Annotated in this window: 17 protein-coding genes and 1 tRNA gene; 4 read left to right on the forward strand and 14 right to left on the reverse strand. The window is 62.4% G+C overall.

From position 1 onward, the window contains the following. Nucleotides 1–11 precede the first annotated feature (11 nt). From fabG to IHN22_RS12795, 12 genes are all read right to left on the reverse strand, one after another. A complete protein-coding gene (gene fabG, locus IHN22_RS05595) occupies nt 12–755 on the reverse strand; it encodes a 3-oxoacyl-[acyl-carrier-protein] reductase (RefSeq protein ID WP_191434036.1) in 744 nt (247 codons plus the stop codon). Nucleotides 756–759: 4 nt separating this feature from the next. After that, the gene (gene fabD / locus IHN22_RS05600; protein ID WP_191434038.1) at nt 760–1,686 is read right to left on the reverse strand and encodes an ACP S-malonyltransferase; all 927 of its coding nucleotides are present in this window, start codon (nt 1,684–1,686) and stop codon (nt 760–762) included. After that, on the reverse strand, nt 1,683–2,609 hold the full coding sequence (locus IHN22_RS05605; RefSeq protein ID WP_191434040.1) for a DUF561 domain-containing protein: 927 nt from the start codon (nt 2,607–2,609) through the stop codon (nt 1,683–1,685). The genes fabD and IHN22_RS05605 overlap by 4 nt, the downstream gene beginning before the upstream one ends. 155 nt (nt 2,610–2,764) lie before the next feature. After that, nucleotides 2,765–3,715: a beta-ketoacyl-ACP synthase III gene (locus IHN22_RS05610; protein WP_191434042.1), complete on the reverse strand. Its 951-nt coding sequence runs from the start codon at nt 3,713–3,715 to the stop codon at nt 2,765–2,767. After that, nucleotides 3,712–4,533, reverse strand: a complete 822-nt coding sequence (locus IHN22_RS05615; RefSeq protein ID WP_087390971.1) for an acetyl-CoA carboxylase carboxyltransferase subunit alpha — start codon at nt 4,531–4,533, stop codon at nt 3,712–3,714. The genes IHN22_RS05610 and IHN22_RS05615 overlap by 4 nt, the downstream gene beginning before the upstream one ends. After that, nucleotides 4,523–5,389 carry an acetyl-CoA carboxylase, carboxyltransferase subunit beta gene (accD, locus tag IHN22_RS05620; RefSeq protein WP_191434044.1) on the reverse strand — a complete coding sequence of 289 codons (867 nt, stop codon included), beginning with the start codon at nt 5,387–5,389 and terminating at the stop codon, nt 4,523–4,525. Before accD ends, IHN22_RS05615 begins: the two co-directional genes overlap by 11 nt. Next, the gene (accC, locus tag IHN22_RS05625; RefSeq protein WP_191434046.1) at nt 5,386–6,771 is read right to left on the reverse strand and encodes an acetyl-CoA carboxylase biotin carboxylase subunit; all 1,386 of its coding nucleotides are present in this window, start codon (nt 6,769–6,771) and stop codon (nt 5,386–5,388) included. The genes accD and accC overlap by 4 nt, the downstream gene beginning before the upstream one ends. Nucleotides 6,772–6,775: 4 nt before the next feature. Continuing rightward, entirely contained in the window at nt 6,776–7,201 is a 426-nt protein-coding gene (gene accB / locus IHN22_RS05630) for an acetyl-CoA carboxylase biotin carboxyl carrier protein (protein ID WP_087331126.1), read from the reverse strand. A gap of 56 nt (nt 7,202–7,257) precedes the next feature. Beyond that, nucleotides 7,258–7,488 carry an acyl carrier protein gene (acpP, locus tag IHN22_RS05635; RefSeq protein WP_087267802.1) on the reverse strand — a complete coding sequence of 77 codons (231 nt, stop codon included), beginning with the start codon at nt 7,486–7,488 and terminating at the stop codon, nt 7,258–7,260. A gap of 249 nt (nt 7,489–7,737) precedes the next feature. After that, on the reverse strand, nt 7,738–7,959 hold the full coding sequence (locus IHN22_RS05640) for a hypothetical protein (protein ID WP_191434048.1): 222 nt from the start codon (nt 7,957–7,959) through the stop codon (nt 7,738–7,740). 120 nt (nt 7,960–8,079) lie between these two features. Next, nucleotides 8,080–8,153 (reverse strand) — tRNA-Gln (locus IHN22_RS05645). Between the two features lie 120 nt (nt 8,154–8,273). Further along, on the reverse strand, nt 8,274–8,402 hold the full coding sequence (locus tag IHN22_RS12795) for a hypothetical protein (RefSeq protein ID WP_255396452.1): 129 nt from the start codon (nt 8,400–8,402) through the stop codon (nt 8,274–8,276). A gap of 177 nt (nt 8,403–8,579) precedes the next feature. Between IHN22_RS12795 and nrdR the strand changes: the two genes are divergently transcribed. Then, on the forward strand, nt 8,580–9,035 hold the full coding sequence (gene nrdR, locus IHN22_RS05650) for a transcriptional regulator NrdR (RefSeq protein ID WP_087189029.1): 456 nt from the start codon (nt 8,580–8,582) through the stop codon (nt 9,033–9,035). Nucleotides 9,036–9,077: 42 nt separating this feature from the next. Here the strand turns inward: nrdR and IHN22_RS05655 are convergent, their stop codons facing one another. Continuing rightward, on the reverse strand, nt 9,078–9,458 hold the full coding sequence (locus IHN22_RS05655; protein ID WP_191434050.1) for a DUF4363 family protein: 381 nt from the start codon (nt 9,456–9,458) through the stop codon (nt 9,078–9,080). After that, nucleotides 9,455–10,135 carry a DUF421 domain-containing protein gene (locus IHN22_RS05660; protein ID WP_191434051.1) on the reverse strand — a complete coding sequence of 227 codons (681 nt, stop codon included), beginning with the start codon at nt 10,133–10,135 and terminating at the stop codon, nt 9,455–9,457. Before IHN22_RS05660 ends, IHN22_RS05655 begins: the two co-directional genes overlap by 4 nt. 73 nt (nt 10,136–10,208) lie before the next feature. Here IHN22_RS05660 and IHN22_RS05665 point away from each other — a divergent pair, with 73 nt between their 5' ends. The 3 genes from IHN22_RS05665 to carB form a co-directional block, all read left to right on the forward strand. Next, the gene (locus IHN22_RS05665) at nt 10,209–11,036 is read left to right on the forward strand and encodes a metallophosphoesterase (protein ID WP_191434053.1); all 828 of its coding nucleotides are present in this window, start codon (nt 10,209–10,211) and stop codon (nt 11,034–11,036) included. 176 nt (nt 11,037–11,212) lie between these two features. After that, the gene (locus IHN22_RS05670) at nt 11,213–12,307 is read left to right on the forward strand and encodes a carbamoyl phosphate synthase small subunit (protein WP_087391210.1); all 1,095 of its coding nucleotides are present in this window, start codon (nt 11,213–11,215) and stop codon (nt 12,305–12,307) included. Then, nucleotides 12,307–15,408: carbamoyl-phosphate synthase large subunit (gene carB / locus IHN22_RS05675; protein WP_191434055.1), on the forward strand; the 3,102-nt coding region annotated here is incomplete at its 3' end. The genes IHN22_RS05670 and carB, both read left to right, overlap by 1 nt.

The raw sequence follows: 15,408 nt of genomic DNA on the forward strand, positions 1-15,408 counted from the left end.
CTTGTTCCTCCTCACATACCCATGCCGCCGTCGACGGAAAGGACCTGTCCGGTGATGTAGGCCGCCTCATCGGAGGCAAGGAAGGCCACGGCGGCAGCCACGTCCTCGGGGGTGCCGGCCCGGCCGGCGGGGATGGTGGACAGCATGGCCTCCCGGGCGGCCTCGGGAAGGGCAGCGGTCATGTCGGTGGCGATGTAGCCGGGGGCCACCGCGTTGACGGTGATCCCACGTCCGCCCAGCTCCTTGGCCAGGGACTTGGTCATGCCGATGACCCCCGCCTTGCTGGCGCAGTAGTTGATCTGGCCCGGATTGCCCCGGAGGGCCACCACCGAGCTGAGGTTGATGATGCGGCCCCAGCGGGCCTTCATCATGGGTCGGGCGGCGGCCTTCATGCACAGGAAGGCCCCCTTCAGGTTGGTCTCGATGACCGCGTCGAAGTCCTCCTCCTTCAGCATCATGGCCAGATTGTCCCGGGTGATGCCGGCGTTGTTCACCAGGATGTGGAGGCCGCCCAGCTCTTTTACGGCGGTGTCCATCATGGCCTTCACGGCGGCGGGGTCGGCCACGCTGCCCTGAACGGCACGGGCTTCCACACCCAGCTCCTTGAGGGCAACCAGAGTTTCCTCGGCGGCGGCGGTGTTGCCGGCGTAGGAGAACACCACGTTGGCGCCCCGGCGGGCCAGCTCCAGGCAGATAGCCTTGCCAATACCCCGGCTGCCGCCGGTGACCACGGCGATTTTTCCATTCATGCTCATACAGTTATCCTTTCAAAGCGGCGGAGAGGGCCTCGATGTCGGCGCAGGTCTCCACAGCGTAGGTCTTGATGGAGGGAGCGGTCTTTTTCACAAAGCCGCTGAGGGCCTTGCCCGGGCCGATCTCCACGATGGTGTCCACACCCAGCGCCTCCAGACGGCGGATGGTGTCCTCCATGTAGACGGAGGACTGGACCTGCTTCTCCAGCAGAGCGGGGATGGTGTCGTTTTCGCCCATCTCATGGCCCAGGCAGTTGAAGAGTACCGGGAAGGCCATCTGGCCAAAAGTAACGCTCTGGAACTTCTCCCGCAGGGCGTCGCCGGCGGGGCGGAGCAGAGAGGTGTGGAAGGGGCCGCTGACCTTCAGAGGGAGACAGCGCTTGGCGCCCAGCTCCTTGGCAATGGAAGCGGCCTTGTTCACCGCCTCCTGGGCACCGCCGATGACCAGTTGGCCGGGGCAGTTGTAGTTGGCGATCTCCACCACGCCCGCGTCGGCGGCCTGATCGCAGGCCTGCTGCAGCTTCTCACGGTCCAGACCCAGTACGGCGGTCATGCCGCAGGGGATACCGGCAGCGGCGGAGGCCATGGCCTTGCCACGGAAAGCGGCCAGGGAGATGGCCTGGGCGGGGGTAAACACCCCGGCGGCCTGGAGGGCGGAATACTCGCCCAGGCTGAGACCGGCGGCGTAGTCGGGCCGGATGCCCATCTCATACAGGATGGCGGTCATACCGGCGGCAAAGGCCACCATGCAGGGCTGGGTATACTCGGTCTGGTTCAGCACCCCGTCGGGGTCGGTGAAGGAGACGGTTTTCAGGTCAAAGTCCACATCGGCGCTGTCCAGCACGGCTTTGAATACAGGGTAGGCCTCATAGAGGTCGGCCCCCATGCCGGGGTGCTGGCTGCCCTGTCCGGCGTACAGAAACGCGAGGCTCATACGTTCAGTCCTTTCACAACGGCCTGGCAGCCGCTCATCATTTCCTCAAAGATGGTCCGCAGGGGACGGACCTCCTTTACCATACCGGCCACCTGACCGGCCATAAAGCTGCCGGTGTCCAGGTCACCGTCGAACACCGCCCGGCGGAGGGAGCCCAGGGTCAGCTTCTCCATCTCCTCCAGAGGCAGGTTCTGCTTCTCCATGCGCAGGTATTCCCGGGCCATCTTGTTCTTCAGCACCCGGACGGGGGCGCCGCCGGTGCGGCCGGTGACGGTGGTATCGTTGGCCCTGGCCTTTACCACGGCCTGCTTGTAGTTCTCGTGGATGGGGCACTCCTCACTGGCCAGCAGGCAGGTGCCGATCTGCACGCCGCAGGCCCCCAGGGCGAAGGCGGCGGCCATCTGGCGGCCGTCGGCGATGCCGCCGGCGGCAATGACGGGTACGCTCACCGCATCCACCACCTGGGGCACCAGGGCCATGGTGGTCATCTCGCCCACATGGCCGCCGCTCTCGGTGCCCTCGGCGATGATGCCGTCAATGCCGTACCGCTCCAGCCGCTTGGCCAGGATGGGGGCGGCCACCACGGGGAACACCTTGATGCCCGCCGCCTTCCAGGCGGGGACGTACTTGCCGGGGTTGCCGGCGCCGGTGGTCACCACCTGGACGCCCTCCTCCACCACCACGCGGGCCAGGTCCTCGATGTGAGGATTCATCAGCATCAGATTGACGCCGAAGGGCTTATTGGTGGCAGCACGGGCGGCCTGGATCTCACAACGCAGGGCGTCGGCGTCCATGCCGCCGGAGCCGATGAGGCCCAGCGCGCCGGCATTGGACACGGCGGCGGCAAAAGCACCAGTGGCCACGTTGGCCATGCCGCCCTGGATAATGGGGAATTCGATCCCCAGAAGTTCATTCAATTTCATAATATACTCCTTATGAGCCTTCCCCTGGGGGAAGGTGGCTGGCCGAAGGCCAGACGGATGAGGGAAGCGGTATGTATGATGGCGGACGGCCATAAAGGCCGCCCCTACGGGGTAGCGACTTTGCGTAGGGGCAACCCTTGTGGTCGCCCGTTTTTTTACGCCAGTTCCAGCAGTGCGCCCGCCCAGGTCAGGCCGCCGCCGAAGCCCACGCACAGGGCCTTCTGGCCGGAGGTCAGCTGACCGGAGGTGACCAGCTCATCCAGCAGCAGGGGTACGCTGGCGGCGGAGGTGTTGCCGGTGCGGGCGATGTTGCCGGTACATTTGGCGGGGTCCACTCCCAGCTTCTTCACCGCAAAGTCAATGATGCGCTGGTTGGCCTGGTGGAACACGAAGCGGTCCACGTCCTCCAGGGTGAGGCCAGCCTTTTTGAGCACCTCTTTGGCGCAGCGGGGCAGGGCCTCTACCGCGAAGCGGAACACCGCCTTGCCGTCCATATGGATGTAGGAGGGATCGGCGCTGTTGGCCCCGGGGACGTACAGGGCTTCCTGATTGCCCCGGCAGCCCAGCACTCCGCAGAGGGAAGGATAGTCCGCCCGCCACTCAACCACAGCGGCGCCGGCGCCGTCTCCGAAGAGGACGCAGGTGGAGCGGTCGGTGAAGTCGGTGATGCGGCTGAGGGCCTCCACCCCCACCACAAGGCCGTACTTCCGTTCCGCGGCGGCCAACAGGCATTCCGCTGTATGGAGGCCGTACACGAAGCCGGAGCAGGCGGCGTTCAGGTCAAAGCACACCGTATCTTCCGGGAAGCCCAGATCCCGCTGGAGGATGCAGGCGGCGGCGGGGGTGAGATAGTCCTGGGACAGGGTGGCCACAATGCATACCCCGATCTGCTCCGGGGCGATGCCGGAGCGCTCCAGGGCCTGTTTGGCGGCGGCCAGACACAGGGTGGTGTGGCTCTCCCCCTCGGTGCAGTGGTAGCGGCTGCGGATACCGGTGCGAGTGGCGATCCACTCGTCGTTGGTGTCCACGATCTTGGACATATCGTCGTTGGTCACCGCCCGGCGGGGCAGGGCGGAGCCGGTGCTCAGCAGTTTGATTCCGTTCATGGGCGCTCCTTTCTCAGGGCCTTGCTGCCCATTAAGCGGAATTTTTTGTAGCGCTGGGTGGCCAGAGCCTGACCGTTCAGCTTGTTCAGTGCCGCCAGCTCCTTGGCCAGGACGGCGTCCAGGGAGCGGCAGACGGCATGGAGGTCGGTATGGGCTCCCTGGGTGGGCTCGGGGATCACGGCGTCGATGACGCCCAGCTCCAGCAGGTCGGCGGCGGTGAGCTTCATCACGTCGCAGGCCTCGTCGCTGCGGGAGGAATCTTTCCACAGGATGGCGGCAAAGCCCTCGGGGGAGAGGACGGAGTAGACGGCATTTTCCAGCATGAGTACCTTGTTGCCCACACCCAGAGCCAATGCGCCGCCGCTGCCCCCCTCGCCGGTGACCACCGAGATCACCGGGACGGTGAGGGCGGAGGAGAGAGCCAGAGTACGGGCGATGGCCTCCCCCTGACCCCGGGCCTCGGCCTCCAGGCCGGGGTAGGCGCCGGGGGTGTCGATGAAGGTGATGACGGGACGGCGGAACTTCTCCGCCTGCTCCATCAGCCGCTGGGCCTTGCGGTAGCCCTCGGGGGAGGGCATGCCGAAGTGATAGGCCAGGTGTTCCTCCAGGGTGCGGCCCTTTCGGTGGCCGATCACGGTGACCGGCTGGCCGTGGAAGAGGGCCACGCCGCCCAGGATACTGCCGTCGTCGGAACAGAGCCGGTCTCCCCGCTGCTCAAAGAAGTCAGTGAAGAGGGCGGCGATGAAGTCGGCAGTACCCGGCCGGTCCTGATGGCGGGCCAGGGCCACCCGCTGAGCGGGAGTCAGGTTATTTGCCACGGTCGTTCCCTCCTTTCCCGTGCAGTTTCAGCAGCTGAATCAGGGTGTCCCGCAGTTGGGTCCGGGGGACGATGGCGTCCAGAAAGCCGTGTTCCAGCAGGTACTCGGCGCTCTGGAAACCCTCGGGCAGCTTCTCGCCGATGGTCTGTTCGATGACCCGGGGGCCGGCAAAGCCGATGAGGGCACCGGGCTCGGCCAGCATGATGTCGCCCAGGCTGGCAAAGCTGGCGGTGACCCCGCCGGTGGTGGGGTGGGTAAGCACCGAGATGTACAGCCCGCCCTTGCGGGAGAACCGCTCCAGAGCGGCGGAGGTCTTGGCCATCTGCATCAGGGACAGAATGCCCTCCTGCATCCGGGCTCCGCCGCTGGCGGAGAAAAGGATGAGGGGCAGCTTATATTTTTCGGCGTACTCCACCAGCCGGGTGACCTTCTCGCCCAGGGCGGCGCTCATGCTGCCCATGAAGAACCGGCTGTCCAGAGCACCAATGGCCACTTTCTGGCCATTGATACGGCCGGTGGCGGCCACCACGCCCTCGTTCATGCCGGTGCGGCGGCGGGCGCCCTCCAGCTTGGCGGCGTAGCCGGGGAAGGACAGAGGATCGTTGGAGGACAGATTGGCGTCCAGCTCCCGGAAGGTACCCTTGTCCAGCACCAGGCTGAGGCGATAATAGGCCCCGATAGGATAGTGGTGGCCGCACAGGGGGCAGACGTACCGGGCAGTCACCAGATCCTTGCGGCGGAAGGTGCCGCCGCAGGCGGGACAGGTCTCCTCGGTATGGGCGGGGGCGGGGGAACTGCCCCGGAGGGCCTTCAGGGAGAGCAGCTTCTGACGCCGCTGGGCAAAGACGTTGCTCATGCCTTAGGTTCCTCCTCTCCGCTGCGGCTCCAGGCCAGCAGGGTGTCCATGTTGGCCTCCAGGTAGCCGGTGTTATAGTTGCCCCGGATGAAGTCGGGGTGGTGCATGATCTGATGGAGCAGATCGGTGTTGTTGGCGGGGCCCTCGATAATGAGCTCCTCCAAAGCCCGGCGCATCCGGCGGATGGCATCCAGCCGGGTGGGGGCGTGAACAATGAGCTTTGCCATCAGGGAGTCGTAGTAGGGGGGCAGGGTATAGCCGGTGTACAGGCCGGTGTCCACACGTACCCCGCAGCCGCCGGGCAGGTGTACGAAATCGATCTTGCCCGGGCAGGGGCGGAAGTCGTTGGCCGGGTCCTCGGCGTTGATGCGGCACTCGATGGCGTGGCCGTTGAGGGCGACCTCCTCCTGGGTGCGGGACAGGGGGAGACCGGCGGCAATACGGATCTGCTCCCGCACCAGGTCCATGCCGGTAACCAGCTCGGTGACCGGGTGCTCCACCTGGATGCGGGTATTCATCTCAATGAAGTAGAAGTTGCCCTCCGGATCCAGTACGAACTCAATGGTGCCGGCGTTCTCATAGTGGGCGGCCTTGGCGGCGGCCACGGCGGCGGCACCCATGCGCTCCCGCAGCTCGGGAGTGAGGGCCTTGGAGGGGGACTCCTCCAGCAGCTTCTGGTTGCGCCGCTGGATGGAGCAGTCCCGGTCCCCAAGCTGGATCACATGGCCCTGGGAATCGGCCAGGATCTGGAACTCGATGTGCCGGGGGTTAAGGATCAGCTTCTCCAGGTACATCTCTCCACTGCCGAAGCAGGCCACTGACTCGCTGCGGGCCTCCTCAAAGAGGGGGATCAGCTGGTCGGGCTCAAACACCCGGCGCATACCACGGCCGCCGCCGCCGGCGGCAGCTTTGATGAGCACAGGGTAGCCGATGGAGTCGGCCAGGGCTTTGGCCTCCTCGGCGGTGTCCACTGCTCCGTCGGAGCCGGGGACCACCGGCACACCGGCGGCCACCATCAGCTTGCGGGCGGCGGCCTTGTTGCCCATGGCCCGGATCACATCGCCGGAGGGGCCGATGAAGGCAATGCCCGCCTGGGCACAGGCGTCGGCGAAATCGGCGTTTTCCGACAGGAAGCCGTAGCCGGGGTGGATGGCGTCGCACCCGGTGGCCTGAGCCACGGTGAGGATGGCGTCCACATTTAAGTAGCTGTCCGCCGAGCGGGCGGGGCCGATGCAGTAGGCCCGCTCCGCCAGCTGGACATGAAGAGCCTCCGAATCGGCCTGGGAGTAGACCACCACAGGCTCGATGTCCAGCTCCCGGCAGGCCCGGAACACCCGGACGGCGATCTCGCCCCGGTTGGCGATCAAAATACGCTTGAACATGGAATCACCCTTCCCGGTAACGAATGAGGGGGTCCCCAAAGGACACCAGAGCCCCGTCCTCCTGAAGAATGGCCTCGATGGTGCAGTCGCAGGGGGCGTGGACCTCATTCATCATCTTCATGGCCTCCATGAGGCAGACGGTCTGGCCCTTCTTCACCTTGTCGCCCACCTTGACGAAGGGCTCGGCGTCGGGGGCGGAGGCGGCATAGAAGGTGCCCACCAGGGGGGCGGTGATGCAGGGACCATCGGGCTGAGCCGCCGGGGTGAGCGCAGCAGCGGCAGGTGCGGGTGCGCCCACGGGAGCGGCGGGAACGGCAGCGCTGCCGCCTTTGCCCAGCTCCAGGGTAAAGTCCTTGGTATTCAGCTTGAAGGTGGTGATGCCGCTCTGGTCAAAGCGGGCCATCAGCTCAAAAATCTCTTGGTTGGTCATAGCGGCTCCTTTCGGAAAAAAGGCATCGGTTTGCACCGATGCCCGTTTTCTTCCTCTTACTCAGCGTGATCCTCGATGTACTTCATCAGGTCGCCCACGGTCTTCATGTTGGGCAGGTCCTCGTCGGCGATGGTCACGCCGAAGGCCTCCTCCAGAGCCATGGACAGCTCCACGGCAGCCAGGGAATCGGCCTCCAGGTCCTCGGCCAGGCGGGCGTCGGGGGTCACCTTGTCGGCGTCGCAGCTCAGGGTCTCCACAATGATATCCTTAATCTTCTCGAAATCCATGGTAATGCTCCTCACAAAACAATTCAAAAATTTTAGTTAAATCATTTTACTTAAAAATTTTTAAATAAAATAATTTAAGCATATTTTAGCAGGCGGAAGTGATTTGTCAAGACTTTTTTTGGAAACTCCAGAGGATAATCTTCAGAACTGTTCAAATTCACGAAAAAAGCGCAAAAAAAGCGCCCTGCGATTGGATCGCAGGGCGGGGGTTGGGGGTAAGTAGCCGCCCTGAAGGGGGCGGCGTGGGGCTCAGCAGCAGCGACAGCAGCCGCAGCCGCAGGAGGTGTCCTCCTCCTCCTGATCGGAAGCCCACAGGAAAGCCGGGATGGTGAGATAGACCTGACGGCCGCCGGCGGTGCCGGACAGGTCGGACAGGGTCAGGCCGGAGAACAGGTCACTGGAAGTGGTCCTGTTGTTCTCAGAGGCGCCGCAGCAGCAGCGGCAGCAGCGATTCCGGTTGTTGCAACACATGATGAAGTACCCCCAATCAAAATCGTGACGGGCCTTTGCCCCCCACAGCCCAGTATACGCAGGGTGGGGACGGGAGGTACCGAAAAAGAAAAAAGCGAGACAACCGAAGTTGTCTCGCTTTGGCAGCGGGAGAAGGATTCGAACCCTCACATACAGAGTCAGAGTCTGCTGTGCTACCCTTACACAATCCCGCTATTTGTTTGCCGCTCTCGTGAGCGCAGGTGTTATTATAGCAAACTACAGAGAAATGTCAAGAGGAAAAATGAAAAAAATAAAAAATTGTGGGCCGGACATTCCGGCCCACGAAAAAGGGGTCAATGACGGTTGGGATCACCGGTCTTATCCTGGGGCTGCTCCTGCTTCTTGCTCTGGGGATGCTTGCAGTCCTGGGGAGCGGGATTCTGGTTTCTGGACTTCTTCTGCTCGTTATGCTGGTTCTGCATGGTGCTCACCTCGCTTTCACCGTTCCTAGCTTGCCCCGGTGTTTCCTGATTTATACAAAAACTTTCTCATTTCAGGGATACCAACGGGCAACAAAGTATGGTATAATAACACGACAGAAGCTACTATATTTTGCCTGGGCCTGGCCTGGAGCTGTGTTTCAAAGGAGGGCTGCCGCTGTGAGATGTCCGTTTTGTTCTCACCCGGAGAGCAAGGTTGTGGACTCCCGTCCATCCGACGAAGGGTCCAGCATCCGCCGCCGCCGGGAATGTCTGGCCTGCCATAAGCGTTTTACCACTTATGAGACCATGGAGAGTCTGCCCCTGATGGTAATTAAAAAGGACGGCAGCCGTCAGACCTTTGACAAGACCAAGCTGCTCAACGGCATGATCCGGGCCTGTGAAAAACGGCCGGTGGCTTTTGCCACCCTGGAAGATATGGCCAATGAGATTGAACAGGTCCTGCAAAACGACATGGACCGGGAGATTCCCTCCGCCCGTATTGGCGAATTGGTGATGGAACGGCTGAAAAAGGTGGATGAGGTGGCCTATGTCCGTTTCGCTTCGGTCTACCGTCAGTTTAAGGACATCAGCACCTTTATGGAGGAACTGAACAAGCTTCTGGCGGAGAAGTAAGAGAGATTGCAGGGGGGCGCGGCAGATGCGCCCCCCTTTCGTTTAAAAGACATTTTTTAAGGTGAACTGTTCCGCCTCACTGAGCAGTTCGATCTGGGTGACCAGCCGGGCGTTGGCGGCGGCGTATTCGCCGTATTCCTGGCTCTCCAGCAGGGCCAGGGTTTCCTGGAAGCCGGCGTAGATCTGGTCGGTGTCGGCGTGGCGGAGCAGGACGTGGAGATACACATCCCGCTCCCGCCAGGTTTGCAGGGCCTCTTCCGTCAGGGAACGGGCCTCCTCCCAGCGGTCGGCCCGGGCCAGAGTCTGAGCCTCATCCAGAGCGTCGGACAGACCCTGGGTAAAGCCCCGCAGGGACCAGGTATGGAGCAGGGTGCCGCACAGCAGGGCAGCCAGCAGTGCCAGGGCGATCCACAGCCGCTTCACCGGACCGCCTCCTTTTCAATGACGCAGACCTTGTTGGTCTCATCCACTGTCAGCAGGAACACGTCCTGAATATGGTTGATGTGGTGCTCCTTCAGCTGTTTGTCCAGCCATGTCTCGTCCAGGCCCCGGCGATGGAGGGCCCGGCTCATAAGCCGGCCATCGTTGATGAGTACCACTGGCAGCCCCGGCTCCGGCAGATGGAGGGACAGATCCTGGGCGGTGGGGGGCTTCTGAGCGGCAAAGGGGAGAACGGATAGCTGGCCGTTGGTCTCCAGAATGGCATACTTGACGGTGGAAAGGTCGGTAACCCCCTTCATCCGCAGTTCCTCCATCAGTTCATCCAAAGTGAAGCGGTTGCGCTTCATCTCGCCCTGGCGCAGTTTCCCGTTTTCCACGATGATGCTGGGACGGCCGCAGAGAACCGCCCGGAATTTGACGCTCTTCATGGTGAGCACCGACAGGGCCATGGTGATGCACAGCAGGGTAAGGATAGGGATCAGGCCGGTGAGCAGGGGGATGCCGAAATCCTGCATGGGAACGGCAGCCAGATCGGCGATGAGCAGGGCCAACACCAGCTCGGAGGGCTCCAGCTCACCCACCTGCCGCTTGCCCATCAGCCGGATACCGGCGATAATAAAGATATAAAGGATAATTGTACGCAAAAAAGCGATGACCATGAGACGACCTCCCGGGATCACGATACTCTCAGTATGGCCGGGATGGCAGCAGATATACAAAAGGAGGGAACCGATGAAAAAAAGAACAGCGGCGTTGCTGACCGCAGGGAGTGCAACTGCCGGTATCCTGCTGGCAGCCTTGGATGTCCGCTTGGCGGTGCGGCACTATACAGTGGAAAGTGAAAAGGTGGATGGTCCCATTCGTCTGGCAGTACTTACCGACCTTCACGCCTGCCGGTACGGGAAAAACCAGGAACAGTTGGTGGCAGCGGTGGCCGCACAGAAACCGGATCTGGTGGTCATGTGCGGCGATATTGTGGATGATGAGCCCCGGATGGAGGAGTGGCGTGCCCTGCTCACGGTAAAAAGGCTGGCCGACCGCTGGCCGGTATATTACGCCTCGGGCAATCACGAGCACCGCACCGGGCGGCTGGCTGTGGTCAAAGAACTGCTGACAGCCTGCGGTGCGGTGGTGCTGGACGGCAAATGTGTCTGCGCCGCTGCCGGGGCACAGATGGTGCAGATCGGCGGCATTGACGACCCGGAGACGGGAGAGGAGAACTGGCAGGACCAGCTGACCGCCGCCAGCGGTGATCTGGACGGCAGTCACTTCTCTATTTTGCTGACCCATCGGCCCGAGCGGGTGAGCGACTACGCCGGCAGCGGATTTGATCTGGTACTGGCCGGTCACGCCCATGGGGGTCAATGGCGGCTGCCCGGCCTCATTAACGGGGTACTGGCCCCCAATCAGGGAATGTTCCCCACCTATGCCGGCGGGCGCTATGAGATCGGCGGCGCCACCCTCATTGTCAGCCGGGGACTGGCCCGGGAGAGCACCCGGGTGCCCCGTCTGTTCAACCGGCCGGAGCTGGTGGTGGTGGACATAGAACCACCAAAATAATTATTAGGTCAAATATAGATTTTTGAGACATTCGGGGCGCATTGACCGTGAAAAACGGGGGATGCGCTCCGACTTTTTGTCCAAAATTACGATTTTGAAAAAGAAGGGAAAAAGGGAGTTGCCGGAGGCGGATATTTAGAGTACAATCGAACAAATACCATGGAAAGAAAGGCGTGATGCAGGAGATGAAGGCGACCTTGATTCTGGAGAACGGCGCCATGTTCCAGGGCGTCAGCATGGGCTCCCCCGCAGACCGGGTGTGCGAAATGGTGTTCAACACCTCCATGACCGGCTACCAGGAGATCCTGACCGATCCCTCCTATGCGGGACAGGGAATCGTGATGAGCTATCCCCTCATTGGCAATTACGGCGTAAACCACGAGGATAATGAGTCCTCCCGGCCCTGGGCTGAGGCATTTATTGTGCGGCATCTGGCCCGGCGGGGCAGCAATTTCCGCTGCGAGGGTGAGCTGGACGCCTATCTGAAACAATATGACATTACCGGGATCGAAGGCGTGGATACCCGGGCTTTAACCAGAATACTCCGCAGTCAGGGGACCATGAATGGTATGATCACCTGTGCGGAGCATTTTCATGTAGAGGAGTGCCTGGAGAAGATCCATGCCTATCGGGTGGAGGGCACCGTGGAAAAGGTGACCCGGAAGGCGCCCCAGCTCTATCCTGCTCTGGGCGAGCAGAAGCTGCGGGTGGCCCTGATGGACTACGGCGTGAAAGAGAATATGATCCGCTGCCTCCAGAAGCGGGGCTGCCAGGTCACCGTCTATCCTGCCCACACCCCGGCGGAAACCATCCTCACCGGCGGCTATGACGGCGTCATGCTGTCCAACGGCCCCGGCGACCCGGCGGACAATGTGGACATTATTAAAGAGGTACGCAAACTCTACGACTCCAGCCTGCCCCTCTTTGCCGTCTGCCTGGGCCACCAGCTGCTGGCTCTGGCCACCGGCGCCGAGACCCGGAAGATGCGCTTTGGCCACCGGGGCGGCAACCACCCGGTGAAGGATCTGGCCGCCGGACGGGCCTTTATCACCAGCCAGAACCACGGCTATGTGGTCACTGCCGAGAGCGTGGACCCCGCTGTGGCGGAGATCTCTCACGTCAACGTCAACGAGGGCAGTGTGGAGGGCCTGCGCTATAAGCGTCCCAACTGCTTCACCGTCCAGTTCCACCCCGAGGCCTCCCCCGGCCCCATGGACACCGAATATCTCTTTGACCGCTTTGTGGACAGCATGAAGGGAGGCGACCGGTAATGCCCAAGAATCCGAATATTAAGAAGGTACTGGTGCTGGGCTCCGGCCCCATCGTCATCGGCCAGGCCGCCGAGTTCGACTACGCAGGCACCCAGGCCTGCCGCGCTCTGAAGGAAGAGGGCGTGGAGGTGGTGCTGGTCAACTCCAACCCTGCCACCATCATGACCGACAAGGACATTGCTGATCATGTGTATATTGAACCCCTGAACATCGCCAGCGTAGAGCAGGTGATCCAGAAGGAGCGCCCCGACTCCATCCTGCCCACCCTGGGCGGCCAGACCGGCCTGAACCTGGCTATGAACCTCCACGAGCAGGGCATCCTGCAGCAGTACGGCGTCAAGCTGCTGGGCACCAGCCCTGAGTCCATCCGCAAGGCGGAGGATCGCCAGGGCTTCAAGGACGCCATGGAGGCCATTGGCCAGCCCTGCGTCACCTCCGACGTGGTGGAGAGTGTGGAGGATGCTGTGGCCTTTGCCGGGTCCATCGGTTATCCCGTTATCGTCCGCCCCGCCTATACCCTGGGCGGCACCGGCGGCGGCATCGCCTACGACGAGATGTCCCTGCGGGAGATTGCCGACCGGGGCATCCATTTGAGCCGTGTGGGCCAGGTCCTCATCGAGCGCTGCATCTCCGGCTGGAAGGAGATCGAGTTCGAGGTCATGCGGGACTCGGCCGGCAACGTGATCCAGATCTGTTCCATGGAGAACGTGGACCCGGTGGGTGTCCACACCGGCGACTCCATCGTGGTGGCCCCTACCCAGACCCTGGCCAACCGGGAGTTCCAGATGCTCCGTAAGGCCTCCCTGGACATCATCTCCGCCCTGGAGATTGAGGGCGGCTGTAACGTGCAGCTGGCTCTGAATCCCGATTCCTTCGAGTACGCGGTCATTGAGGTCAACCCCCGCGTGAGCCGCTCCTCCGCCCTGGCCTCCAAGGCCACCGGCTATCCCATTGCTAAGGTGGCCGCCAAGATCGCCCTGGGCTACACCCTGGACGAGATCCCCAACGCGGTGACCGGCAAGACCACCGCCTGCTTTGAGCCCACCCTTGACTACTGCGTGCTGAAAATCCCCCGTCTGCCCTTCGACAAGTTCACCACCGCCAGCCGTACCCTGGGTACCCAGATGAAGGCCACCGGCGAGGTCATGGCCATCGGCAACTCCTTTGAGGGTGCCCTGATGAAGGCCATCCGTTCTCTGGAACTGCCTGTGAAGTCCCTGCGCCTGTCTGGCCTGGATCAGCTGTACACCGAAGAGATCGAGGAGCGGCTGGTAAATATCGACGACCAGCGCCTCTTCGTGGTGGCCGAGGCCCTGCGCCGGGGCTTCTCCCCCGAGAAGATCAACAAGATCACCAAGTACGACCTGTGGTTCCTGGACCGGCTCCAGAACATCGTGGACATGGAGGACAAACTGGACCACGGCCATCTGGATGCCGATACCCTGCGCATGGCCAAGGAGATGGGCTTCTCCGACGCCTGGATTGCCGCCCTGTCCGGCAAGGAGCGGGGAGAGATCAAGACCCTGCGGGAGTCCTACGGCATCCGTCCCGCCTTCAAGATGGTGGACACCTGCGCCGCCGAGTTTGAGGCTCAGACCCCCTATTACTACTCCACCTACGATGAGGAGAACGAGGCCGCCGAGGAGCTTCATCTGCCCCAGGTGGGCGAGCTGGCTCCCCACATTCCGGAGGCTCCCTGGCTGGCTGCTGTCACGCCTGAGGCCCACCGGCCTAGGCAGGACAAGAAGAAGGTGCTGGTGCTGGGCTCCGGCCCCATCCGCATCGGCCAGGGCATCGAGTTTGACTACTGCTCCGTCCACTCCGTCTGGGCCTTCAAGCGCCTGGGCTATGAGACCATTATCATCAACAACAACCCCGAGACTGTGTCCACCGACTTCGACGTGGCCGACAAGCTGTACTTTGAGCCTCTGACTCCCGAGGACGTGGAGGCCGTGGTGGAGCTGGAGAAGCCCTGGGGCGCCGTGGTGCAGTTCGGCGGCCAGACCGCCATCAAGCTGGCTCAGGCCCTCACCAACATGGGTGTGCCCATCCTGGGCACCTCCGCCGACGGCGTGGACGCCGCCGAGGACCGGGAGCGCTTTGACGAGATCCTCAACCAGTGCAAGATTCCCCGCGCCGCCGGTAAGACAGTGTTTACCACCGAGCAGGCTCTGGAGGCGGCCCACGAGGTGGGCTACCCCGTGCTGGTGCGCCCCTCCTATGTGCTGGGCGGCCAGGGCATGGAGATTGCCTACAACGACCGCAACATCACCGAGTTCATGCGCATCATCAACCAGGTGGAGCAGGAGCATCCCATCCTGGTGGATAAGTATCTGATGGGCCGTGAGGTGGAAGTGGACGGCGTGTTTGACGGGGAGGACTTGCTCATCCCCGGCATCATGGAGCACATCGAGCGGGCCGGCGTCCACTCCGGCGACTCCATCTCCGTCTATCCTCCCATCCATATCGAGGAGAAGCACAAGGAGACCATCTACCGCTATACCTACGACCTGTCCAAGGCTCTGGGTGTGGTGGGCCTGGTGAACATCCAGTTTGTCATCTACGACGACACCGTGTACGTCATCGAGGTCAACCCCCGCTCCTCCCGTACCATCCCCTATATCTCCAAGGTCACCGGCGTGCCCATCATCGACTTGGCCACTAAGGTTATGCTGGGGCAGAAGCTGAAAGACCTGGGCTACGGTACCGGCATCTACAAAGAGGCCGACTACTACGCTGTGAAAATGCCGGTGTTCTCCTTCGAGAAGCTCACCGACGTGGACACCGGCCTGGGTCCGGAGATGAAGTCCACCGGCGAGTGCCTGGGCATCGCCGAGAGCTATCCCCAGGCCCTGCTGAAGGCCTTCAAGGGGGCCAATATGAAGGTGCCCAAGAAGGGCGGGCGCATCATCGTCACCGTCAAGGACGAGGATAAGAGCGAGATCGTCCCCATCGTCAAAGGCTTTGAGGAGATGGGCATTGAAATCCTGGCCACCCGGGGGACCTGCGACTATCTGCGCGCCCATGGGGTGGAGTGCACCATGGTCAACAAGATCAAGGAGGGGTCGCCCAACATCGAGGACCTGATCCGCTCCGGCTCC

It is taken from the genome of Flavonifractor sp. An112 (genome assembly GCF_904377885.1).
GTDB lineage: Bacteria > Bacillota > Clostridia > Oscillospirales > Oscillospiraceae > Flavonifractor > Flavonifractor avicola.